We start from the raw sequence: 23,275 nt of genomic DNA, 5'->3' as shown, positions 1-23,275 counted from the left end.
GGCTAGCTCGCTGTGAAAAAGATAAAATTGCCAAAAGGCAAAGGGCGCCTTTCGACAATTTTCCTATTTTCTTCACGAGCTGAACAAGCCGCTTTCGCTTTTTATTTTGTCTAGCGCCAGCGGCTAGCTCGCTGTGAAAAAGATAAAATTGCCAAAAGGCAAAGGGCGCCTTTCGGCAATTTTCCTATTTTCTTCACGAGCTGAACAAGCCGCTTCCGCTTTTTGTTTTGTCTAGCGCCAGCGGCTAGCTCGCTGTGAAAAAGATAAAATTGCCAAAAGGCAAAGGGCGCCTTTCGGCAATTCTCCTATTTTCTTCACGAGCTGAACAGGCCGCTTCTGCTTTTTGTTTAGTGCACTGATTTCGAGATTTTGTTTGTATTGAAGTTTAGTTCTTCTGCTTCTTTTAGTATTGCTAACATTTGCTTCATTTTTATCTCCTTTTCCTTTAAATTTTTTAACTTCGTTTTTAATCGTTTTTGTTCAAGTAAAAGATTGTCTTTTTCTATTTGGAGTTTCTTTATTTCTCTGTCGTTAGCCGAATCCTTTAAGTTCTCCAGAAAAACAATACATTTTTCTATGCTTAATTTGGGAGAGTCTTCATGTAATACATCTTGAGGTTGCTCATTTTTTTGTAATTGTTTTTCTTTTAATACTTTATTCCAGCGATAAGCACAGGCTGCTTCTGTACGACCTAGTTTATCGGAAACTTCCAAAAATGCCGCTTTCTTTGTTTTATTTTTAGAAATGAATTGTTGCACCGTAGAAGATAAAATTTTATCTTCACCTTCAGACCACTGTTCTTTACGACTCATATACTTCCCTCCTCTCTAAAAGGATTATTACTATCTTTTCACGGTATAAAAGAACTATCCTTTTTATCAGGAGGAAATGAGTATCCAAGGGCTGTTAAAACATCTATAGACCGTCAATAATCGTCAAAAATAACGGCCTAGATATTTCCACTTTTATGGAAAAAACCTATTGACTTTCGTGTTTGTTCTAGTGTACTATTTGACTAGAACACTAAAACAGTTGAAAGGAGCTAGTGCATGAAAGCATTCAGCGGTCTTTTGTGGAAAGACTTTAATATATCTAAAGTGTGGTTCTTTGGCTGGATTACCATTGTATTTGTTATATATTTACTTGCTTTTGGTTTAGGGGAATATTTTAATGAGCCAGCCGTTGTATTACCTTTTGTAGTAATGCTTGGTTTTTTCCACTTTGCATTTATTCCTGTACTTATTTATTCCATGTTGCGTGTAGAAGGAAAAACACAGCTATGGTTACATTCCCCTCATAGCGGAGTAAAACTACTGCTTTCAAAAATGATTATTGCTTTCCTCTACTCAAGTGTTTCTTTATTAATTGTCGATGGACTGGGGTTATTGAGCTTAAGTTGGCAAAAGGAAGTACTACCATACTTGCCATGGAAAGAAGGGATCTTTTTTAACCTTGGGGTAATGTCTAGTTCTATTTATTTAGGATGCTGGTTAATCTTTTATTGGACCTTCTACCATTTTCTTGGTAAATTTCCACAGGTGAAAAACTTTCGCTGGCTTCTATTAGTGGGAATTTTTATAGGTTATCAATTTTTATCGGCATTAATGATAAAAGTAAAGTGGTTTATGGATATCTATGAAGGATGGACAATAAACGTAAGTCGAGGATTTTTCCTTTCAGGTGATCCTGGTAATTCGAACTTTGAAATTTCTTCTGAAGCAATTAACATCCCAATCATCCCTTTTATTAGTTACTTTATAGTGATGGTTTCTGTTTTTTATTTATCTAGTTGGCTACTAGATCGCAAGGTTGAGGTGTAGCAAATGACTGAAGAGTATACAGCTTCCAAACCAATATATATGCAAATTGCCGACAAAGTTATTTATCGTATCGTTCGAAAAGATTTACTACCGGGAGATAAACTTCCTTCAGTCAGAGAAATGGCAATACAGTCTGGTGTAAATCCGAATACCATTCAGCGAACTTATAGTGAGTTAGAGAGGATGGAGATTGTGGAAACACGGAGAGGTCAAGGAACATTTGTCACGGAAGAAAGAAACACATTAAATGTTTTAAATGAAAAGGTGCAGTATGAGGTAATTGAAGGCTTTGTGAAAACCATGAAGGATTTAGGCATTACAAAAGAAGAAATGATAAGAGGAATTGAGAAATATTTTTCTGAAGAGGAGGGGATGATGTGACGATTATCTTTGACTCTGTTACAAAGAAGTATGGCAACGGCTTTGCACTTGAAAATGTCTCTTTTCAGTTTGAAAAAGGCAAGATTTATGGATTACTAGGACCGAATGGAAGCGGTAAGTCAACGACGCTTAAAATGGTGGCAGGACTTGTCCTCCCTACTAAAGGTACGGTATCTGTGAAAGAGAAAAAAGTAACAAGAAAAATTGCAAGTGAGGTTTCCTATTTAACGGAGCTAGACATGTTTTATGATGCTTTTACTGTGGCGGGAATGATTCAATTTTATGAATCTCAATTTCCCGATTTTAAAAAAGAAAGAGCATGGGAATTAGTATCGTTTATGGATCTTGATCCAAACAAAAAGATTAAGCAACTCTCTAAAGGTAACAGAGGTCGTTTAAAGCTTGTGTTGACACTGTCAAGGGAAACAGATGTCCTTCTTCTCGATGAACCATTTTCTGGCCTTGATCCAATGGTTCGGGATTCGATTGTAAAAGGATTAATATCTTACATTGATTTCGGAAACCAAACCGTTATTATTGCTACTCACGAAATTGATGAAATAGAGACCATTTTGGATGAAGCTTATATTATTCATGATGGTAAGGTAAAAGGACATTGTAATGTAGAAGAACTACGTGAAAATGAAGGACTGTCTGTACTAAATTGGTTAAAAAAATTAACGACTATAGAAGGGAAGACAATAATATGAATTCCGTTATTCAATTAAAAGGCGTATCAAAAGTCATTAAAGGAAAAAAGATTATTGATTCATTAAGCTTCGATGTTTATGAAGGGGAAGTATTTGGATTTTTAGGACCAAACGGAGCTGGTAAAACGACGACAATTCGAATGATTGTTGGATTAATGCGTATTACAGAGGGAGATGTTGTCATTTCTGGAAAAAGCATTAAAAGTGATTTTGAAAATGCAGTAAAAGAAGTTGGAGCAATTGTAGAAAATCCAGAGCTTTATAAATTTATGTCTGGCTACCAAAATCTTAAACATTTTGCGAGAATGCAAAAAGGTATCTCTGAAGCCCGTTTAAAAGAAGTAATTGAGCTAGTCGGTTTAACAGATCGAATTCATGATAAAGTCAAAACGTACTCGCTTGGTATGAGACAGAGACTTGGGTTAGCACAATGCTTATTGCATAAGCCCAAACTGCTCATTCTTGATGAACCTACGAATGGACTTGACCCTGCTGGCATAAGAGAAATCCGCGACTATATCCGTCGTTTGGCACAAGAAGAAGGAATGGCGGTTATCGTTTCGAGTCACCTTCTTTCTGAAATGGAAATGATGTGTGATCGTATTGGGATTATCCAAAAAGGAAAGCTTGTTGATATTCAAACAGTTCGAGACTTTGTAGAGGACAGTGAACAAATTTACCAATTTGAGGTAAATGATGGTGTCAGAGTAGAAGAAATTCTAAGCAGTTATACAGGGGATTTCCAATTTGAAATAAAAGAAAACCAAATTCAGATCGGTCTGCCGAAAGAAAAAGTTCCTGAGGTTGTGAAATTTTTAGTAGAAAAAGAAATTGAGATTTATAGTGTTATGCCAGTTGCTAAAACATTAGAAGATAGATTCTTAGAAATTACGAATAAAGAGGGGGTAGCCATCCATGGTTAGTTTGATTAGAAATGAATGGATGAAAATTTTTAAACGAGTTGGAACATATGTGATGATAGGGTTGTTAATTTTAGTAGTAGGTGGATCAGGGGCAATTACTAAATATTTGGACGGCCAGAGTCAGAAACAAGACCAAGGGGATTGGAAGCAGGAGTTAACAGAAGAAGTAGCGGCGGATAAGCAACACTTAGAACAAGGTGGTATGGATAAATTCTCAAAAAGTATGATAGAGGAAAGAGTTGCGATTAGTGAGTATCGCTTAGAGCATAATATTGCACCTAATACAGAAGAAACAGTATGGACATTTGTTGAGTCAAATGCTGGTGTGGTAACATTTGTTGGTCTCTTTACCATCATTGTGGCAGCAGGAATTGTAGCAAGTGAATTTTCTTGGGGTACGATAAAACTGTTATTAATCCGTCCGATATCTCGAACGAAAATTCTTTTGTCAAAATATTTAACAGTCTTACTATTTGGTGCTTCCATGTTAGTTATTCTTTTTATTTTTTCTATTCTCCTAGGGCTAATATTATTTGGTGTAGGCGATCAATCTCCACACTTAACTTATGTGAGCGGAGAAGTACAAGAACAGAGTATTGTAGTTTATTTAATAAAAACTTATTTATTGAAAACAATTGATGTGCTGATGATGGCAACAATGGCGTTTATGATTTCGGCTGTGTTCAGAAGTAGTTCATTAGCAATCGGGATCTCATTATTCCTATTGTTCATGGGTGCAAATGCTACTGCACTTGTTGCAATGAAGTTTGATTGGGCAAAGTATAGCTTATTTGCAAATACTGACTTAACTCAGTATACCGGGGAAATGCAGCCGCTGGTAGAAGGGATGACAATGAGCTTTTCTATTATCATGCTTTTAATTTACTTTGCTATTTTCCTCTTCCTTGCATTCTTCGTTTTCAATAAACGTGATGTAGCGGCATAAAATAGGTAAAGGAGCTGTCAGATAGTTTATCCGACAGCTCCTTTTTAATAGAATTATTTTTCAAACTGAGACAGGTAATGAAAATTCAACCTAGTTACTTGCTGCAAAAGATAAGCCGATTTTTTTGCCTCCTTTTTTCTTAGTGTATTGAGTGCTTCTATCATTTCTTCTTTTGTACCGATTCCGATTCCGTGGCCAAAATATTGTCCCTCACCAAGATATACTGCATTCTCTCCCATCCAAATCGGTGTCTCATAATCTGGATTATAAAAATACACAACATCACCTGGTATGGAATCATAACCGCTGAATGTAACCATTCCTAAATCTTTATCAAAGTGATGATTCCACACAAGTAATGGTCGAAATAGTTCATTAAAGTAGTTTTTGTGGATGGAGTCTAATACCGCTTTATAATAAATCAACACAATTGATGTCACACATTCAAACCCATACTTATTACTATTGATAAAAACATCCTCTATCGCTGTGGAAGGAAGCTGATTAGGTTTTAATAAGTATCCATTTGAAGTCTTTCTCCAATAGGTAGAATTAAAAGAAGAGTCTTGGAATGAAGAAAATACGGCATCACTTTCAAACATTCGTTTAGCAGCATGGATAATTTTTTCCCGTAATTTCAATTCGAATTTTAATTCTTTAATTGTTGGATAGACATAGCGTGTGGTGCTTTTTTCTAGTGCGTTATATATTTGCTGTTGAAGAGATGATAAATTGTTTGGCTTTGAATGAAGAGGATTATACTCAATTGTTATCATTTCATCACCTTCCCCTTTTTTATAATTTATGAAAGATGAAGATGAATGTCATAAAAAAAGCCGAATCAAATAGAAAAGCGGAAGCGGCTCGACCAGCTCGCGAAGAAAAAAGGGATTTGCCTTCAGAAGGCACTTTTTGCCTTTAGAGGGAAATCCTCTTTTTCACAGCGAGCTAGCCGCAGGAGCTGGACAATGATTCGGCTAGTAGTTTATTTAGATTGTTTTTGGATTTTATTATAAATAGTAGATAAAGCTTGTTCAAATTTCCCAGTCGTTTTAGGTTCATAATAGCGAGCGTGTTTCAGTTTATTAGGTAGGTACTGCTGCGGCACCCAGCCTGACTCATAGCTATGTGGATATTTGTAATCAATACCTCTTCCTAATTCCTTTGCCCCTTTGTAATGGGCGTCTTTTAAATGGTCAGGAACTTCCCCGCTTTTACCACTACGGATATCTGCAAGTGCAGCATCAATAGCAGATATTGCACTATTTGACTTCGGCGATAGACAAAGCTCAATAATTGCATTTGCAAGGGGGATCCTTGCTTCGGGAAACCCAATTTTCTCCGCTGTCTCTACTGCAGCCAATGTTCGGGCTCCTGCTTGAGGGCTTGCTAATCCAATGTCTTCATAAGCAATTACAAGAAGCCGTCTTGAAATGCTTGGTAAGTCACCAGCTTCTGCTAATCTTCCAAGGTAATGTAATGCTGCATTCACATCACTGCCTCTTATCGACTTTTGAAAGGCACTTAATACATCATAATGACCGTCGCCATCTTTATCATGACTAAAGCTTTTTTTCTGTAAGCACTCTTCTGCTATTTCAATTGTTATAACAATTGTACCTTCATCATTTTTCTCCGTTGATAAAACCGCAAGCTCTAATGCATTTAGTGCACTACGTACATCGCCATTACTGCTGTTTGCAAAATGGCTGACAGCTTCATCTGTTATCTCAATAGCATGCCGTCCCAATCCTCTTTCTTTATCTTTGAGAGCACGTAAAACTGCTGTTTTCATTTCATCTTGTGTCAAAGGTTTCAACTCAAAGATTTGACAGCGACTTCGGATAGCTGGATTAATAGCATGATAAGGGTTGCTAGTAGTAGCGCCGATTAAGGTAATCATTCCGTTTTCTAAATAAGGAAGCAGGAAATCTTGTTTTGCCTTATCTAAACGATGCACCTCATCTAGAAGCAGTATTACACTACCAGACATCTTTGCTTCTTCCGCAACAATTTGAATATCTTTCTTATTATTTGTAACAGCATTTAATGTGCGAAAAGCATATTTTGTACTACCTGCAATGGCACTGGCAATGGACGTCTTTCCAATTCCGGGAGGTCCATAAAGAATCATTGATGACAGCTGTTTTGCTTTAACCATTCTGTTAATGATCTTGCCTTCCGCGACAAGATGTAGCTGCCCAATAATCTCTTCGATTGTTCTAGGTCTCATTCGGTAAGCTAATGGTTTCTTCGTCATCTCTATCTCTCCAAACTGATGTTCTGTGTTATTCTACTTTATCCCGCGTTAATGGGCAGTAAACCCCACTTTAAGGCTTCGAAGAAGTTTAGGTGGGGGTAACTGCCCATTAACGCCCGATTGGTTCAACTAACAATCAGTGGAGATGGAAGAAGTCCCCACTGATTAAAGTTTCACTTTATCATAGTCATGCGGAATAGAAAACAAATAGAGGTGGCAAAGATACTGAGACAATTTATTAAATGTCGCATTGTATGCCAACAAAGATTCCTTTTAACAGTAGTAATACGTTATGCTATAATAGCAAAAGTCAATAGAAATAATAGGATTAATATTATTAAAGGTAAATAACATCATTTATATAGTTATAGAGGTGCGAGACGATGAAAATATCAACTAAAGGTCGTTATGGTTTAACAATTATGATTGAATTAGCGAAGCGGCACGGAGAGGGACCAACTTCACTTAAAACAATTGCAGGAACTCATTCGTTATCAGAACATTATTTAGAACAGCTAATTGCACCATTGCGCAATGCAGGATTTGTAAAAAGTATTCGCGGTGCATATGGTGGGTATATTTTAGGACATGAACCTGCAAAAATTACTGCAGGAGATATAATAAGAATTTTGGAAGGCCCAATCACGCCTGTCGAAGGAATTGAAGAGGAAGAACCGGCAAAACGAGAGCTTTGGATAAGAATTCGTGATGCGATAAAAGATGTACTGGATAACACGACTATTGAAGACTTGGCAAACCATACGGATGAGGGAGAATCCGATGCTTATATGTTTTATATTTAAAATAGAAAGAAGGAGTAAGACCATATGCAAAAAGTATATTTAGATCACGCTGCAACATCCCCAATGCATCCCAGTGTTATTGACAAACAAGTTTCCGTTATGAATAACACATTTGGCAATCCCTCCAGCATTCATTCTTATGGAAGAGAAGCCCGTCATTTGCTTGATGAATCCCGCACAATTATCGCTGATAGCTTAAACGCTGACTTTAACGAAATTATTTTTACAAGCGGTGGAACAGAAGCGGATAATATGGCTATTATGGGTGTTGCTGAAGCTAGAAAAAATAAGGGAAAGCATATTATTACAACACAAATTGAGCATCATGCTGTTCTTCATGTGTGTAATCATTTAGAGGAGAAAGGATTCGAGGTAACGTATCTACCTGTTGATAAGGAGGGACGCATTTCTCTGGAGGAGTTAAAAAATGAATTGAGAGAAGATACGATTTTAGTTACAATCATGTTCGGTAATAATGAAGTAGGGACAGTTCAGCCTATACAAGAAATCGGTGAGTTAGTAAAAGACCATCCTGCATACTTTCATACAGATGCTGTTCAAGCTTATGGGCTTACAAAAATTGATGTAAAAGCATTGCATATTGATTTGCTTTCCGTTTCAGCTCACAAAATTAATGGACCTAAAGGAATTGGTTTCTTGTATAGTCAAAACGATGTACCGTTAACTCCAAGTTTGTTTGGCGGGGAACAAGAAAGAAAGCGAAGAGCCGGCACAGAAAATGTGGCGTCAATAGCAGCCTTTGCTGAAGCAGTAACTATAGCACAAGCAACTAGGACTGAAAAGCTTTCCGAATACGAAAAGTTTGCGAATACGTTAATTGGAAAATTAACGGAGTCACCGGTAGAATTTTCTCGAAACGGTTCTCTTGAGCATTATTTACCCCATGTGGTAAACTTAAGCTTTCCTGGCACTGATGTAGAGTCGCTGCTAGTAAATTTAGATATGTCAGGTATTGCTGTATCGAGTGGTTCCGCATGCACAGCAGGTTCAATAGAGCCATCACATGTATTAGTAGCAATGTTCGGCAAAGAATCAGATAAAATTCGAAACTCGATTCGGTTCAGTTTCGGTCTTCATAATACGACAGACCAAGTGGACTATGTAGTAGAAGAACTTATTAAAATAGTCACTCGGTTAACACGGTAATATATTTCTGGTGCTGGGTAACATAGCTCGCACCGAGTAACAAGGAGGTGGAGGTTTTGGAAAAATCACCACAAGAAACGAGAGTAGTAGTCGGAATGTCTGGAGGAGTAGATTCATCTGTTGCTGCTTTGCTTTTGAAAGAGCAAGGTTATGATGTCATCGGCATTTTTATGAAAAACTGGGACGACACAGATGAAAATGGTGTTTGCACAGCTACAGAAGACTACAATGATGTAATAAGAGTTTGTAATCAAATTGGTATCCCGTATTACGCAGTCAATTTTGAGAAGCAATATTGGGATAAAGTATTTACTTATTTTCTCGATGAGTACAAAGCGGGTAGAACGCCAAATCCTGATGTGATGTGTAATAAAGAAATTAAGTTTAAAGCATTTTTAGAGCACGCTATGAAGCTTGGAGCGGATTATTTGGCAACAGGTCACTATGCAAGAGTTGAATACCGTGAAGGTGAGTATAAAATGCTTCGAGGTGTCGATGAAAATAAAGACCAAACATACTTCTTAAATCAATTGGGACAAGAACAATTAGAAAGAGTCATGTTCCCGCTTGGTTCCATAGACAAAAAAGAAGTAAGGGAAATTGCGAAAAAAGCCGGACTTGCTACTGCGACTAAGAAAGACAGTACTGGTATTTGCTTTATCGGTGAACGTAATTTTAAAGAGTTTTTAAGTAATTACTTACCTGCACAACCAGGGCGGATGGAAACACTTGACGGAAAAGTAATGGGAAAACATGAGGGCTTAATGTATCATACAATAGGCCAAAGACATGGCTTAGGAATCGGTGGAGCCGGTGACCCATGGTTTGCTGTTGGAAAAGATTTAAAAAAGAACATTCTTTATGTTGAGCAAGGATTCGATAACCCAGCATTATTTTCTGATAGTATTCTGGCCACAAATGTTCACTGGACATCGTCAGAAAAGCCAAGTAGTGAATTTAGCTGTACGGCAAAATTTCGTTATCGTCAGCCTGATAATGGTGTCACTGTTATTCCACTTGAAGATGGAAAGGTAAAAGTAGTGTTCGATGAACCAATCCGTGCGATTACACCTGGACAAGCAGTAGTCTTTTACAACGGTGACGAATGTTTAGGTGGAGGAACGATTGATGAAGTATTTAAAAAGGATAGCAAATTAACTTATGTAGGTTAAAGCTTATATAATTTGAAAGGAGACTGTACATGCAGTCTCTTTTTTCATAAGGCAATTTGACTCCTCTATACGGGATAAACTATGGTCTTGTGTTATACTTAAGGCATTACATAACCTAAATAAATTATTGATAGTATTCTCTTCAAATTTTACTATATTGGTTATACATATAGTATAAAGCTTGTTCTCTAGAAAATTTGTTGCTATTAACACAAAATTGAAAAAGAATTTGAAAGCACAGAGCAGCCTAAATACACGTAGACTTCTGTGGGAACAGTGACGAAAGTGAAGTGTATTCAGACTGCGGATTCGATCACAACCAATCTTTACGATAAGAGTTAAAATAAAACAACAATGAGGTGCTACATATGGATAAAAATGCAAAAGGAATTGAATTATTGCAGCAAGGAAAAATGGAAGAAGCAGTGAAATATTTTACAGAAGCAATTGAAGAAAACCCTAAAGAACCTGTTGCCTATATTAACTTTGGAAATGTTCTTATGTCCGTTGGAGACAATGAAAAAGCGAAGAAGTTTTTTGAACGTGCTATTTCAGTTGATGAAAATGCAGCAGCTGCCTATTACGCATTAGGAAATTTACACTTTAATGAAGAAGGATTTGATGAAGCAAAAAGTCAATTTGAAAAAGCAATTGCAAAAGGCATGGAAAATTCCGATGTTTATTTTATGCTGGGAGTAAGTTTAATTCAATTAGAACAGCCTAAGTTTGCACTTCCTTACTTACAACGAAGTGTAGAGCTCGATGAAAGTGATGTGGAAGCGAGATTTCAGTTTGGGTTATGTTTGGCAAAAGTAGAAGCATATGAGGAAGCAATTGAACAGCTTTCTGTAGTAGTGGAAAAAGATCCAAGTCATGCAGATGCTTACTACAACCTAGGTGTTGCATATGCCGGGCATAAAGATGATGCTGATCTAGCGTTAAATTATTTTAATAAAGCATTAGAGGTTCAACCAGATCATATGCTAGCGGGGTACGGAAAAAAAATGATCGAAAAACTGAAAAACGAAAAGAACGATTAGTTAGGGGGGTTCTCTAAGTGGGCCAGCAGGACTCATTAAGGCTGTTTGGAGAAGAAGAGGTTTTTGTAAAAGGCCGTCACCTTGTTACTATTTTTCATAATGAAGAAAACCTTTATACAGTAGTAAGGATTCGCGTAGATGAAACAAATGATACATATGATGAGAAAGAAGCGGTTGTAACAGGGAATTTCCCAAGGATACATGAGGAAGAAACCTATACTTTTTATGGGAAATTCCAAGAACATCCTAAGTTTGGTCTCCAATTTCATGCAAAGCATTTTAAAAAGGAAATCCCGCAAACAAAACAGGGAATTGTCCATTATTTGTCGAGTGATCTTTTCAAGGGAATAGGCAGAAAAACAGCTGAAAAAATTGTGGACCACCTTGGAGAAAATGCAATATCTCTCATTCTTGAAAACCCTACTGCACTTGATGATGTCGAAAATCTTCCACCAGATAAGGCGAAAACAATTCATGATACGTTAACAGAGCATCAAGGCTTAGAAAAAGTTATGATTGCATTGAATGATTTAGGATTCGGTCCGCAAATTTCAATGAAAATATATCAAGAGTACAAAGAGCAAGCATTAGAAATTATGCAAAAAAACCCTTATAAATTGGTAGAGGCTATTGAAGGTATCGGTTTTACAAGAGCAGATGAATTAGGTGCAAAATTAGGCATTACAGGCAACCATCCTGACCGTATTAAAGCTGGTTGCCTTTATACACTTGAGCAAACATGTATCCAAGAAGGGCATGTCTATTTGGAGGCTGAAGAATTAATTACAAGTGTAAAAGCACTTCTTGAAAAAAGCCAAAACATTCCGATTGAGTATAGTGACATTTCTAGTCAAGTCATTTCACTTGAGGAGGAAGGTAAGATTATTGGGGAGGGCACGAAGGCGTACATTCCATCCCTATATTTTTCGGAAAAGGGAATAGTGACAAACATCGAAAAAATGCTACAACAAGATCAATACGAGGATCAATTTCCTCAATCAGAATTTTTGCTCGCCCTTGGTGCGCTTGAGGAAAGACTCGAAGTTCAGTATGCTCCCTCCCAAAGACAAGCAATTGAAACAGCGTTAATGTCTCCGATGCTTCTGTTGACGGGAGGACCAGGTACAGGGAAAACAACGGTTATTAAAGGAATTGTCGAGCTGTATGCCGAGCTTCACGGTTGTTCATTAGACCCAAAAGACTATAGAGACGAGCCCTTCCCAGTGTTACTTACAGCCCCAACAGGAAGAGCAGCAAAGAGAATGACCGAATCGACTGGTCTGCCAGCGATGACAATTCATCGAATGTTAGGCTGGAATGGGCAAAGTGGATTTCAAACAGACGAAGAAAAATCGATAGAAGGAAAATTGTTAATTGTTGACGAAATGTCGATGGTTGATACATGGTTAGCACATCAACTTTTCAAATCATTGCCGGATGATATCCAAGTAATACTTGTAGGTGATGAAGATCAGTTACCTTCTGTTGGGCCTGGCCAAGTGTTGAAAGATTTGCTTGCGTCTGAAGCAGTACCTACTGTCAGGTTGACGGATATTTACCGTCAAGAGGAGGGCTCTTCAATAATCGAATTAGCACATCATATGAAAAAAGGGAATATCCCAGACGATATTACAAAGCCGCAAAAAGATCGTTCCTTTATACCCTGTCGGTCGGGACAAATCCCGGAAGTAGTAAAAAAGGTTGTGGAAAATGCAAAGAAAAAGGGGTACAGTGCACGGGATGTTCAAGTACTTGCTCCAATGTATAGGGGACCGGCTGGAATTAATGCTCTCAATGAACTTTTGCAGGAGATTTTTAATAGCAATCCAGACGGAACTCGAAAAGAAATTACTTTTGGGGATATAAAATACAGGATTGGCGATAAAGTATTGCAGCTTGTAAATCAACCTGAAAATAATGTTTTCAATGGAGACATTGGAGAAGTAGTGTCGATTTTTTATGCAAAAGAGAACACGGAAAAGCAAGACATGGTCATCGTATCATATGAAGGAAATGAAGTAACCTACACGCGTCAAGACTTAAATCAACTAACACATGCATATTGTTGCTCTATTCACAAATCACAAGGAAGCGAATTTCCTATCGTAATATTACCGGTAGTAAAAAGTTATTACCGGATGCTTAGAAGGAATCTGTTATATACAGCAATAACAAGAAGTAAGCAATCGTTAATACTTTGCGGAGAAGTAGAAGCTTTTCAATTAGGGGTTAGAAGAGAAGATGATGTCAAGCGAAAAACAACGCTAATTGAAAATCTAACAACTATCCATAGAAAAAGTGAACCTGTTGAAACAACAAAAAATGTACCAATTGAAGAAGAACTAATGAATGTCGACCCCATGATCGGAATGGAAAACGTTACTCCTTATGATTTTATGAAAGATGCGTAAAATAGCTATGAACAACTTTTTCGTTTTAAAGGTGTTCTGAGTTGTTTTTCTTCGTCATAAGTATAAGGCTTCCACCTTTTGGACAGGATGGTAAGGACCCTAAAGAAAGATTAGTTAAGTAGAGGTGGACCTTACATATGAATTGTCCAAATTGTCAAAGCAAGGATATTGGGAAAATTGGAATCAACCAATATTATTGCTGGAGTTGTTTTATTGAGTTATCTGTAAATAAGGGAGTTATTAACACTCATCAGGTGGAAGAAGATGGGAGCTTAAGCTCGTTAGATGACTTATTTGATGAAGAAAAACGCCGACTAAGTTAGAAAGAGGTGTCTTTCTTTGAATAAAACATTGTTATCGGTTCTTGGATTTGGAGCTGGAGTAGCAGCAACTATGTATTCTTCAAAATCAGATATGTTAAATAAAAGACAAATGAAAAAATTAAGAAGACAAGTGAAAAGAATATTTTAAACTTAAAAGATCTTCAGGGAGTACCTCCCTGAAGATCTTTTTTTGTAAAGCATTTGAGGCACTATGCTAGACGAAGGCTTTCTATGTATCGGTTGAAAATAACAAGTAATAGGTAGATTTCTCTAAGTTGGTGATTGCTTCCATTTCCACTCTTGTATAAACCAACCGTTTTTCCTAAAAATAAAAGGGATAGAAGGAGGAAGTGAAATGGATACAAGGAACTATGCTAAATGGCTATACAGGCTTTCCCTAACTCTTGTTGGAGTGATCCTACTATATGTTATTTTTCTGTTAAAGCCTGTATGGCAGCCAATTTTACAAGTAGTGCTTATTGCTTCCCTTCCTTTTTTACTTGGAGCATTTATTGCTTACCTTTTACATCCATTAGTTGAAAAGCTTAACGAAGCAGGAATTCACCGAGCAATTGCTATTTTACTTATATACATTTTGTTTTTTGGGGGAATAGGCTATGGAATATACAAAGGGACTCCTCTCCTTATTCATCAATTAAAGGACTTGTCAGAAAATGCTCCAGTATTCACGAAGCAGTATAGGAAGTGGCTTCATATAATTAACCATGAAACTTCGACTTGGCCTGATGGCATTCAAACACAATTGAAAACCAGAATTGATGGAATGGAAGAATGGCTTACCAATTTAGTTGCTACCCTGTTATCAGGCTTTATGAAATTTATGAATAGTTTAATTTACTTTGCGATTGTACCTTTTATTTCTTTTTATTTATTAAAAGATATCCATAAGGTTAAAAGCTTTTTCTGGCATTTAATCCCACATAAATGGAGGTATAGTGCTAGGCTATTTTCTAGAGATTTGGATAAGTCATTAGGAGGATATATTAGAGGACAGCTCTTAGTTTGTACTTTTATCGGGGGATTGGCTGCCATTACTTTCTGGTTTTTAGATATGAAATATCCTTTGATTTTGAGCCTTATTATCGGTATAACTAACGTGATTCCTTACTTTGGTCCTGTTATTGGAGCAATTCCGGCAGTAATTGTAGCGGGCACCATTTCAAATAACATGATTATTTATGTTGTTATTTTAGTTTTTGTTCTGCAATTTATTGAAGGAAATATCCTGTCTCCTCTTATTGTCGGAAAGAGTTTGCATATGCACCCACTATTTATTATGGGGGCACTTATTGTAGGAGGAGAGGTAGGAGGAATAGTTGGATTAATTATCGCTGTACCTTTACTTGCTATGGTAAAAGTTGCTCTACTGCACGCAAGAACACATTTTATCAAAACATCGAGAGAAAAGTTTAAAACATAATGACTAGTTGACAAATGACTTTTATATTTTTATAATCCACATATAAAGTGAAACTTCAATTAGTAAGGTTTTACTACGGATAAACATTTGTACAAATAGGAAATCAAAGAAAGATCGAGTATGTTATAGACCATCTATCGTAGTGAACTACGGTCAGAGAGGAATTCCCTTGGCTGGAAGGAATTCTAGGTGAAGAATAACAGAACGCTAATCTGGAGTGCAGTTAAAACCTGTCGTTGAACCGCGTTAAGGTGTTCGAGGGATGAACAGTAATTCTGTTCATAACCAGGGTGGTACCGCGAGAAGAGCTCTCGTCCCTGTTATGGGATGAGGGCTTTTTTGTATTCTTTTTTATCTATCTTTAAGCTTTAAAACATTACTTAATGCATGTTGATGTACATAATAAAGGAGGAAAATAAATGAATAAGTTAACAGGAGCAGACATTCGTCAAAAGTTTTTGGATTTCTTTCAAGAAAAAGGACATGGGGTAGAACCAAGTGCATCACTTGTTCCACATGAAGACCCATCCCTTTTATGGATTAACAGTGGTGTAGCTACATTGAAGAAATATTTTGATGGAAGGGTAGTACCTGAAAATCCACGTATCGTAAACGCACAAAAGTCAATTCGTACAAATGATATTGAAAATGTAGGAAAGACAGCTCGCCACCATACGTTCTTTGAAATGTTAGGGAACTTTTCTATAGGTGATTATTTTAAAGAAGAATCGATTATCTGGGCATGGGAATTCCTAACAGATAAGAAGTGGATTGGATTTGATCCAGAAAAATTATCTGTCACGATTCATCCTGAAGACCATGAAGCGCATGCTATTTGGCGTGAAAAGGTTGGGGTGCCGGAAGAAAGAATTATTCGTATAGAAGGGAATTTCTGGGATATTGGTGAAGGCCCAAGCGGACCGAATACAGAAATTTTTTATGATAGAGGCGAACAATACGGCAATGATGCAAACGATCCAGAACTATATCCTGGTGGAGAAAATGACCGCTATCTTGAAGTATGGAATCTTGTATTTTCACAATTCAACCATAATCCTGATGGGACATATACACCGCTTCCAAAGAAAAATATTGATACTGGCATGGGCTTAGAGAGAATGGCTTGTGTGGTGCAAGACGTGCCAACTAATTTTGAAACTGATTTATTTATGCCGATTATTCGTGAAACAGAAAAGGTTTCAGGTGAGGTGTATGGTGAAAGTAATGAAAAAGATACAGCGTTTAAAGTCATCGCAGACCATATAAGAACGGTGTCATTTGCAATTGGTGATGGTGCGCTACCGTCTAATGAAGGACGAGGATATGTATTGCGTCGTCTACTACGCCGGGCAGTTCGATTTGCAAAACAAATTAATATCAACCGACCATTTATGTATGATCTTGTTCCTGTTGTAGCAGAAATCATGGTCGATTTCTATCCAGAGGTAAAAGCAAAAACGGAATTCATTCAAAAAGTAGTAAAGAATGAGGAGGAACGCTTCCATGAAACGTTAAATGAAGGCCTATCAATTCTTTCTACTATTATTAAAAAACAGAAGGCTGCTGGAAACGATGAAATTCCAGGGGCGGATGTTTTCCGTCTCTATGACACGTATGGTTTTCCTGCTGAGTTAACAGAAGAATACGCAGAAGAAGAAGGAATGAAAGTCGATCATGAAGGCTTTGAAAAAGAAATGGAAGGCCAACGTGAACGTGCACGATCAGCTCGCCAAGATACAGGAAGTATGCAAGTGCAAGGTGGAGTGTTAGGGGATATTACGGTAGAAAGCAATTTCGTTGGTTATGATGATCTTGAGACACAGTCAACTGTATCCGTCTTAGTACTAAATAACGAAATAGTTGAAGCGGTTGAAAAAGGTAATGAATTTCAATTTATTTTAGATACGACACCATTCTATGCAGAAAGCGGTGGACAAATTGGCGACCAAGGTGTACTAGAAGGTGACGGAGTAAAAGTAGTTGTTAAAGAAGTGAAGAAAGCTCCGAATGGACAAAATCTTCACACTGCTGTTGTAGAGGAAGGCACATTAAGAACAAGCGCAGTCGTAAAAGCAATCGTTTCTTCTGATAGTCGTCAAAAGGTAGAGAAGAACCATACAGCAACACATTTACTACATCGAGCTTTAAAGGATGTACTAGGGGAGCATGTTAATCAAGCAGGGTCTCTTGTAGAACCAGACCGCCTACGCTTTGACTTTTCTCATTTTGGATCTGTTTCTGAAGAGGAAATCGAGAAAATTGAAAGTATTGTAAATGAAAAAGTATGGCAAGGCTTGAATGTTATGACGCAAAACAAATCATTAAGTGATGCTAAAGCTATGGGAGCAATGGCATTGTTTGGAGAAAAATACGGTGAAAATGTAAGGGTAGTTTCAATTGGAAGTTTCAGTCTCGAATTATGCGGCGGATGCCATGTTTCCAATACATCGGAAATTGGGTTGTTCAAAATTGTATCGGAAAGTGGAATTGGTGCAGGAACGAGACGAATGGAAGCCGTTACCGGAGAAAATGCTTATCGTTTGTTAAATGATCAAGTACTTCTTTTAAAACAAGTTTCCCAAAAACTAAAATCAAACCCAAGAGATGTTAATGGGCGAGTAGATGGTCTCCTTACAGAAATAAAAGAATTACAGCGTGAAAATGAATCATTAAGTGCAAAGTTGTCTAATATAGAAGCAGGAAGCTTAACGGATAGAGTAAAAGACGTAGATGGAATAAAAGTCCTTACAGCAAATGTATCAGGACAGGATATGAACGGACTACGTAACATGATGGATGACCTAAAACAAAAACTTGAATCAGGTATTATTGTATTAGGTACGGCACAAGGAGAAAAAGTAAATGTAATCGCAGGCGTTACAAAGGACCTTGTTGAAAAAGGCTACCATGCAGGTAAGTTAATTAAAGAAGTGGCTTCTCGCTGTGGCGGAGGCGGAGGAGGCCGCCCTGACATGGCACAAGCAGGTGGAAAAGACCCGGAAAAACTTGACGAGGCACTTCAATTTGTAGAAGAATGGGTTAAATCCGTTTAATTCCCTTTCAATGTGGTGTACAATGTAAATAATGATTGACATTCCGGTAGTCAAAATAGACAAGCCTAAAGAGAGGTGCTAATGATGAGCTCTTTTGACAAAACGATGAGATTTGACTTTTCTGAGGAGTTTGAACATGATGTTAAGGAAGTACTTTTCCAAGTTCACTATGCCCTGCAGGAAAAGGGATATAATCCAATAAACCAAATTGTAGGGTACCTATTATCTGGAGATCCAGCTTACATTCCAAGACATAAAGATGCTAGAAATATTATTCGTAGATTAGAGCGAGATGAAATTATTGAAGAGCTGGTAAAATCATATTTGAAGCAGCATAAAGAGGGATAAACATGCGTGTAATGGGTTTAGACGTTGGGTCAAAAACGGTCGGTGTTGCCATTAGTGATGAACTTGGATGGACAGCTCAAGGAATAGAAACAATCTCCATTAATGAAGAGCAAAAAGTCTTTGGAATCGACAGAGTTTCAGAGCTTGTTAGTGAGTATTCTGTAGACAAGATTGTCGTTGGATTTCCTAAAAATATGAACAATACAATTGGTCCTCGTGGGGAAGCATCAAAAGCTTATGGCAGTATGCTAGAAAAGCGATTGAACATTCCTATCATACTTTGGGATGAGCGTTTAAGTACTATGGCAGCTGAACGAGTTTTATTAGAGGCTGACGTCAGTCGGAAAAAGAGAAAAAAAGTAATAGATAAAATGGCTGCTTCTATGATACTTCAAGGGTATCTTGACAGCCAAAAATAATGAGGTGACGAAAAGAATGGAACACGGAGAAAAACAAATCACAGTAGTAGATGATCAAGGAAATGAACAATTATGTGAAGTACTTTTCACATTTGAATCCGAACAATTTAATAAATCTTATGTGCTTTATTATCCTTTAGGTGCAGAGGAGAGCGAGGAAGAGGAGATTGAAATTCACGCTTCCGCATTCTCAGCAGCAGAAGATGGTCAAGAAGGAGAACTTCAACCAATTGAAACAGAAGAAGAATGGGAAATGATTGAAGAAATGCTAAACACTTTCCTAGATGAGGAAGAAGCGGAGTAAATAGAAAAGTGTAAGTGGCTCGGTCTGCTCGTGAAGAAAATAGGAAGTTCCCTCTAAAGGCGCTCTTTGCCTTTAGAGGGAACTTATCTTTTTCACAGCGAGCTAGCCACTGGAACTAGACAAATAGAAAAGTGTAAGTGGCTCGACCAGCCCCGACAAGCATAAGCTGAACATCCCGGAAAGGCGCTCTTTGCCTTTTGGGGATGGTTAGCTTATGACCTCGAGGGGCTAGCCACTGGAACTAGACAAAACGATAATGTCCAAAGTAATCTGTTATTTTTACAGGGACTGGCAGGAAAAAAGTCGGAAAACCGTCTTTTCTGTCGGTCCCTGTTTTACTTTGCGCAAAATATTGTATAATAGGGGTTATGATGTCGAATAAGATATCCCACTTTTGCTCTATTCGAGGGGGGAGAAATAGTGAAAAAAGATAAACACGCAAAAAAAGAGATACTTTTAGACAAGCTTCAGGAAAGAAAAGCAGAGGCAAAAGTAATTAGAAAAATAGTAGGATATGTCATACTAGCATTACTAATCATCGTTATTGGTACAGGTGTTGGAGGCTATCTGTACGTGAATTCTGCTTTGAAACCGATGGATCCAGACGATGATAAACCAGTTAAAGTGGAAATACCTATTGGTTCGGGTGTTACTACAATAGGGGAAGAACTTGAAAACAGTGGAATAGTTAAAAATGCTACTGTGTTTAAATATTATGTTAAATTCAATAATGAATCAGGTTTCCAGGCAGGATCATATGACTTAACACCTTCAATGACATTAAATGAAATTGTTAATAGTTTGAAAAACGGTAAAGTAATGAAAGATGCAGAATTCAAAATTACGATACCGGAAGGATTGCAACTTGAGCAAATTGCTGAAATTATTGCTAAAGAGTCACCATATAAACTGGACGAGATCAAAAGTAAATTAAATGATAAAAAGTGGTTGGAACAATTAAAAGGAAAATATCCTAAACTGCTAACAGATGAAATCCTAAAAAAAGATGTTAAATATTCTTTAGAGGGTTATTTATATCCTGCTACGTATTCCTACTTTGAGAAAAAGCCTTCTCTTGAGGGGATACTAGAAAAAATGATTGCACAAACAGAAGAAGTTTTAGCGCAATTTGAAATCTCTCGCATTGAAAGTGATTTGACTGTTCATGAGCTTTTAACATTAGCTTCTCTAATTGAAGAGGAAGCAACAAAAAAAGCCGACAGAGGTAAAATTTCTAGTGTTTTTTACAACCGAATTAAGGAAGAGATGCCATTGCAAACAGATCCAACGGTATTATATGCGCTTGGTGAACATAAATCGAGAACCGTTTACAAAGATTTAGAAGTGGATTCTCCTTACAATACGTATAAAGTAAAAGGGCTTCCACCTGGACCAATTGCGAACGCAGGAGTATCTTCTATAAAAGCAGCACTAAATCCGAAAGATACAGAGTACCTATACTTCCTTGCATCGAAAGAAGGAAAGGTATATTACTCTGAAACATTAGAGAAACATAACGAATATAAAGAAAAGTATATTACAAATGCAAAAGAGTAAGGATACCTACGATGAACGCAGTTCTTGGAATAGGAGAGGAGTAGATTGTTTTATAGAGTAGGTATCGACCTACAAACAATCCTATTATTTTTCATACCAATGGAAAAATCCAAGAATAGCTTTCACCTTTTCTATATGTTAAAATGATACAGGTATTTTTAAACGAGCAGCAGTAATCACAATATACAAAAAAGTAGAAAGCTCCTTGGAGCTTTCTACTTTTCATGTTTGTCTTATTTTAGAGGGCGTTTAGTATAGTTGTATGTGCTCTTTTTTCATGTTATTAAAAATTTGGCCTAGGTTTTTGGAGCATCCTCTTAAGGTAAAAGAAAACTGTGTCTATCTTACTATAAGCGAGGCTTTAACTAATGAATGATGAAATTAACCAGTATATAGAGTCATTAATTCCTAAGCGTTCGTCCTTGCTGATGGAAATGGAAGAGTATGCCGTACAGCATAATGTTCCAATAATGGAATTAGTGGGAATTGAAACATTGCTTGGCACAATGAACATCCAACAGCCAACAAACATACTTGAAATAGGAACAGCCATTGGATATTCTGCGTTAAGGATGGCAGAAGCGTTACCGAAAACCAACATTGTTACAATTGAACGGGAAACAGAACGGTTTCAACAGGCTAAGAAGTTTCTTTCCCAATCACCCGATGAAAAGGAAAGAATACAACTTGTTTTTGGTGATGCATTAGAAGTAGTGGATGAAATTAGGGAATATGGTCCGTATGATGCCATTTTTATTGATGCAGCAAAAGGACAATATAAAAAATTCTTTGAAATATACACAGAAATGTTGACTCCAAACGGTATCGTTTATTCTGATAATGTACTGTTTAAAGGCTTAGTTGCACAGGAAACCATTGACCAAAAAAGAATCCGTTCTATGGTGAAGAAACTTCAAAGCTATAATCAATGGCTAATGAACCATGAAACCTTTGATACGTACATTCTTCCTGTTGGCGATGGGATTGCAATTAGTAAAAGACGAGGTGAGGTTAGATGAAGAAACCTGAACTACTCGTAACACCTACATCAGTTCAAGACATAGAGCCATTAGTAGATGCTGGAGCAGATGCGTTTATTATTGGCGAACAACGATATGGTCTGCGACTTTCTGGCGAATTTTCTAGAAAAGATGTGAAGTCAGCAATTGAAATTGCTCATCAACGTAACCGCAAAGTATATGTCGCGATGAATGCAATATTTCACAATGATAAGGTGCAAGAACTTACCGATTATATCAAATTTTTAGATGAGGCTTGTGCGGATGCTATTGTTTTTGGTGACCCAGCTGTCCTCATGACTGTACGAGAAGTAGCACCAAATATGAAGCTGCACTGGAGTACAGAAACAACAGCTACAAATTGGTATACTTGTAATTACTGGGGGCGTAAAGGAGCTGCACGAGCTGTTTTAGCACGAGAACTCAGTATGGATGCAATGATTGAGATGAAGGAAAATGCAGAAGTAGAAATTGAGGTTGGAGTACACGGGATGTCTTGCATGTTCCAATCAAAACGCTCCCTACTAGGTAACTATTTTGAATATCAAGGGAAAGTAATGGAAGTGGAAAATAGACGCCATAAGCAAAATATGTTTTTACATGATAAGGAACGCTCCAATAAATACCCAATTTTTGAAGATGAAAACGGCACACATATCATGAGTCCAAATGATGTATGCATTATTGATGAACTTCAAGAAATGATAGAGGCTGGTATCGATTCATTTAAAATAGAAGGGATATTAAAATCTCCTCAGTATATAGTGGAAGTTACAAAACTTTATCGGAAAGCAATCGATTTATGCTTAGAAGATGCAGAAAAATATGATGAAATAAAAGATCAGTTATTAGAAGAAGCAGAGGCGCTTCAACCTACAAATAGACCTCTCGATACAGGATTTTTCTTTAAAGAAACGGTTTATTAATTATTTTAAAATAAGGCTGGTTATGTAAAGTTTGTTGTTTCTCAACGGAAAACTAAGTGTAACCGGCTGAGTTGATTGGAACGAAAGGTATTTGACTCCTGTTGCGGAAGAGAGGAAAGGGAAAGACCTCAGACCCACAGGGGAAGCGGATTGTCTAGCTCCAGCGGCTAGCTCGCTTTGAAAAAGATAAAATCCCCAAAAGGCCAAGGACGCCTTTAGGGAATTTTCCTATTTTCTTCGCGAGCTAAACGA

Annotated in this window: 23 protein-coding genes and 1 other annotated feature; of the genes, 20 read left to right on the top strand and 3 right to left on the bottom strand. The window is 37.3% G+C overall.

Annotated elements, in window-relative coordinates; translation table 11 throughout:
- Positions 1-347: 347 nt before the first annotated feature.
- Positions 348-812, bottom strand: a complete 465-nt coding sequence (locus ACFSUL_RS11620) for a hypothetical protein (protein ID WP_377935571.1) — start codon at positions 810-812, stop codon at positions 348-350.
- A 237-nt stretch (positions 813-1,049) separates the two neighbouring features.
- Here ACFSUL_RS11620 and ACFSUL_RS11615 point away from each other — a divergent pair, with 237 nt between their 5' ends.
- The 5 genes from ACFSUL_RS11615 to ACFSUL_RS11595 are packed head-to-tail and all read left to right on the top strand — an operon-like array spanning position 1,050 to position 4,780.
- Positions 1,050-1,820, top strand: coding sequence for a hypothetical protein (locus tag ACFSUL_RS11615; RefSeq protein ID WP_377935569.1), 771 nt, complete (start codon positions 1,050-1,052; stop codon positions 1,818-1,820).
- Positions 1,821-1,823: 3 nt separating this feature from the next.
- Positions 1,824-2,201 (top strand): GntR family transcriptional regulator, encoded by a 378-nt coding sequence (locus ACFSUL_RS11610; RefSeq protein WP_377935567.1) that lies wholly within the window; start codon positions 1,824-1,826, stop codon positions 2,199-2,201.
- Positions 2,198-2,911 (top strand): ABC transporter ATP-binding protein, encoded by a 714-nt coding sequence (locus ACFSUL_RS11605; RefSeq protein WP_377935566.1) that lies wholly within the window; start codon positions 2,198-2,200, stop codon positions 2,909-2,911. Before ACFSUL_RS11610 ends, ACFSUL_RS11605 begins: the two co-directional genes overlap by 4 nt.
- Positions 2,908-3,834 (top strand): ABC transporter ATP-binding protein, encoded by a 927-nt coding sequence (locus ACFSUL_RS11600; RefSeq protein WP_377935564.1) that lies wholly within the window; start codon positions 2,908-2,910, stop codon positions 3,832-3,834. The genes ACFSUL_RS11605 and ACFSUL_RS11600 overlap by 4 nt, the downstream gene beginning before the upstream one ends.
- Positions 3,827-4,780, top strand: a complete 954-nt coding sequence (locus ACFSUL_RS11595) for an ABC transporter permease (protein ID WP_377935561.1) — start codon at positions 3,827-3,829, stop codon at positions 4,778-4,780. The genes ACFSUL_RS11600 and ACFSUL_RS11595 overlap by 8 nt, the downstream gene beginning before the upstream one ends.
- 53 nt (positions 4,781-4,833) lie before the next feature.
- Here ACFSUL_RS11595 and ACFSUL_RS11590 read toward each other — a convergent pair whose 3' ends face one another.
- Both ACFSUL_RS11590 and ACFSUL_RS11585 read right to left on the bottom strand, forming a co-directional pair.
- Complete coding sequence (locus ACFSUL_RS11590; RefSeq protein ID WP_377935559.1) at positions 4,834-5,556, bottom strand: protein-glutamine gamma-glutamyltransferase; 723 nt, start codon at positions 5,554-5,556, stop codon at positions 4,834-4,836.
- A gap of 209 nt (positions 5,557-5,765) precedes the next feature.
- Positions 5,766-7,040 carry a replication-associated recombination protein A gene (locus ACFSUL_RS11585; RefSeq protein ID WP_377935557.1) on the bottom strand — a complete coding sequence of 425 codons (1,275 nt, stop codon included), beginning with the start codon at positions 7,038-7,040 and terminating at the stop codon, positions 5,766-5,768.
- 383 nt (positions 7,041-7,423) lie between these two features.
- On the opposite strand from ACFSUL_RS11585, the gene cymR reads away from it, so the two are divergent.
- The 15 genes from cymR to ACFSUL_RS11510 all read left to right on the top strand — a co-directional run bounded on the left by cymR (position 7,424) and on the right by ACFSUL_RS11510 (position 23,023).
- Positions 7,424-7,843: a cysteine metabolism transcriptional regulator CymR gene (cymR, locus tag ACFSUL_RS11580; protein WP_377935555.1), complete on the top strand. Its 420-nt coding sequence runs from the start codon at positions 7,424-7,426 to the stop codon at positions 7,841-7,843.
- A 24-nt stretch (positions 7,844-7,867) separates the two neighbouring features.
- Positions 7,868-9,010, top strand: a complete 1,143-nt coding sequence (locus ACFSUL_RS11575) for a cysteine desulfurase family protein (protein WP_377935553.1) — start codon at positions 7,868-7,870, stop codon at positions 9,008-9,010.
- A 56-nt stretch (positions 9,011-9,066) separates the two neighbouring features.
- The gene (gene mnmA, locus ACFSUL_RS11570; RefSeq protein ID WP_377935551.1) at positions 9,067-10,182 is read left to right on the top strand and encodes a tRNA 2-thiouridine(34) synthase MnmA; all 1,116 of its coding nucleotides are present in this window, start codon (positions 9,067-9,069) and stop codon (positions 10,180-10,182) included.
- Positions 10,183-10,550: 368 nt separating this feature from the next.
- Positions 10,551-11,222, top strand: coding sequence for a tetratricopeptide repeat protein (locus ACFSUL_RS11565; RefSeq protein WP_377935549.1), 672 nt, complete (start codon positions 10,551-10,553; stop codon positions 11,220-11,222).
- 17 nt (positions 11,223-11,239) lie between these two features.
- The gene (recD2, locus tag ACFSUL_RS11560) at positions 11,240-13,633 is read left to right on the top strand and encodes an SF1B family DNA helicase RecD2 (protein ID WP_377935547.1); all 2,394 of its coding nucleotides are present in this window, start codon (positions 11,240-11,242) and stop codon (positions 13,631-13,633) included.
- 137 nt (positions 13,634-13,770) lie between these two features.
- The gene (locus ACFSUL_RS11555; RefSeq protein ID WP_377935545.1) at positions 13,771-13,956 is read left to right on the top strand and encodes a hypothetical protein; all 186 of its coding nucleotides are present in this window, start codon (positions 13,771-13,773) and stop codon (positions 13,954-13,956) included.
- Positions 13,957-13,972: 16 nt separating this feature from the next.
- A complete protein-coding gene (locus ACFSUL_RS11550; protein WP_377935543.1) occupies positions 13,973-14,104 on the top strand; it encodes a YrzQ family protein in 132 nt (43 codons plus the stop codon).
- Positions 14,105-14,311: 207 nt separating this feature from the next.
- Positions 14,312-15,397, top strand: a complete 1,086-nt coding sequence (locus ACFSUL_RS11545) for an AI-2E family transporter (protein WP_377935541.1) — start codon at positions 14,312-14,314, stop codon at positions 15,395-15,397.
- 97 nt (positions 15,398-15,494) lie between these two features.
- Positions 15,495-15,719 (top strand) — a binding site (T-box leader).
- Positions 15,720-15,816: 97 nt separating this feature from the next.
- Entirely contained in the window at positions 15,817-18,450 is a 2,634-nt protein-coding gene (alaS, locus tag ACFSUL_RS11540) for an alanine--tRNA ligase (RefSeq protein ID WP_377935539.1), read from the top strand.
- 84 nt (positions 18,451-18,534) lie between these two features.
- Positions 18,535-18,798: an IreB family regulatory phosphoprotein gene (locus tag ACFSUL_RS11535; protein ID WP_071411225.1), complete on the top strand. Its 264-nt coding sequence runs from the start codon at positions 18,535-18,537 to the stop codon at positions 18,796-18,798.
- A 2-nt stretch (positions 18,799-18,800) separates the two neighbouring features.
- The gene (ruvX, locus tag ACFSUL_RS11530; RefSeq protein ID WP_377935537.1) at positions 18,801-19,217 is read left to right on the top strand and encodes a Holliday junction resolvase RuvX; all 417 of its coding nucleotides are present in this window, start codon (positions 18,801-18,803) and stop codon (positions 19,215-19,217) included.
- Positions 19,218-19,233: 16 nt separating this feature from the next.
- Positions 19,234-19,521, top strand: coding sequence for a DUF1292 domain-containing protein (locus ACFSUL_RS11525; protein WP_071411227.1), 288 nt, complete (start codon positions 19,234-19,236; stop codon positions 19,519-19,521).
- Between the two features lie 420 nt (positions 19,522-19,941).
- On the top strand, positions 19,942-21,078 hold the full coding sequence (gene mltG / locus ACFSUL_RS11520) for an endolytic transglycosylase MltG (protein WP_377935534.1): 1,137 nt from the start codon (positions 19,942-19,944) through the stop codon (positions 21,076-21,078).
- Positions 21,079-21,446: 368 nt separating this feature from the next.
- Positions 21,447-22,097: an O-methyltransferase gene (locus ACFSUL_RS11515; protein WP_377935532.1), complete on the top strand. Its 651-nt coding sequence runs from the start codon at positions 21,447-21,449 to the stop codon at positions 22,095-22,097.
- The gene (locus tag ACFSUL_RS11510; RefSeq protein WP_377935530.1) at positions 22,094-23,023 is read left to right on the top strand and encodes a peptidase U32 family protein; all 930 of its coding nucleotides are present in this window, start codon (positions 22,094-22,096) and stop codon (positions 23,021-23,023) included. Before ACFSUL_RS11515 ends, ACFSUL_RS11510 begins: the two co-directional genes overlap by 4 nt.
- Positions 23,024-23,275: the final 252 nt, after the last annotated feature.

It is taken from the genome of Bacillus seohaeanensis (genome assembly GCF_042684945.1).
Lineage (GTDB): Bacteria > Bacillota > Bacilli > Bacillales > Bacillaceae_B > Rossellomorea > Rossellomorea seohaeanensis.
Note: the sequence above shows the minus strand (reverse complement) of the source record. Positions and strands in the feature narration are given on the sequence as shown.